The sequence below is a fragment of the Vibrio sp. 10N.222.52.B7 genome, from assembly GCF_041474275.1.
Classification (GTDB): domain Bacteria; phylum Pseudomonadota; class Gammaproteobacteria; order Enterobacterales; family Vibrionaceae; genus Vibrio; species Vibrio crassostreae_C.
This window is the reverse complement of record NZ_JBFRTU010000167.1, coordinates 1-424: the sequence shown is the minus strand read 5'-3', so window position 1 is coordinate 424 and position 424 is coordinate 1. Positions and strand designations below refer to the sequence as shown.

General features: G+C 46.2%; 1 pseudogene. It reads right to left on the bottom strand.

The features are described 5' to 3' along the window. Positions 1–118: 118 nt before the first annotated feature. Positions 119–424: pseudogene (locus AB4512_RS22060) on the bottom strand (phosphate ABC transporter permease); the annotation flags it as partial.

The following is a 424-nucleotide window of genomic DNA, read 5'->3' as shown; positions in this document are numbered from 1 at the left end:
TGTTCATCATGATCGACCTTGATCTTGACGTGCTGAAACCAAGAAACAGCCAAGTTCGCGAGATACGCTAGCCAAACAACTAAAAGCCATTGAGACACATTGAGGTGAACCTTTAAAACTACAGCGCACGATATTTATCTCTCAATCTTTGTCTAACCCACTCTGCGACTGAGTTCACCGCGAACGTGAAAATAAACAGCAAGAGTGCCGCTAAGAACAGCAAGCGGAAGTGAGAACCACCTACCTCTGATTCTGGTAGTTCGACAGCAATCGTTGCGGATAGCGTCCTCATCCCTTCCAAAATATTCCAGTCAAGAATTGGTGTGTTACCTGTAGCCATCAAGACAATCATAGTTTCGCCAACGGCTCTCCCTAGTCCCATCATGACCGCTGAAAAGATACCTGGGCTAGCCGTCAATAACAC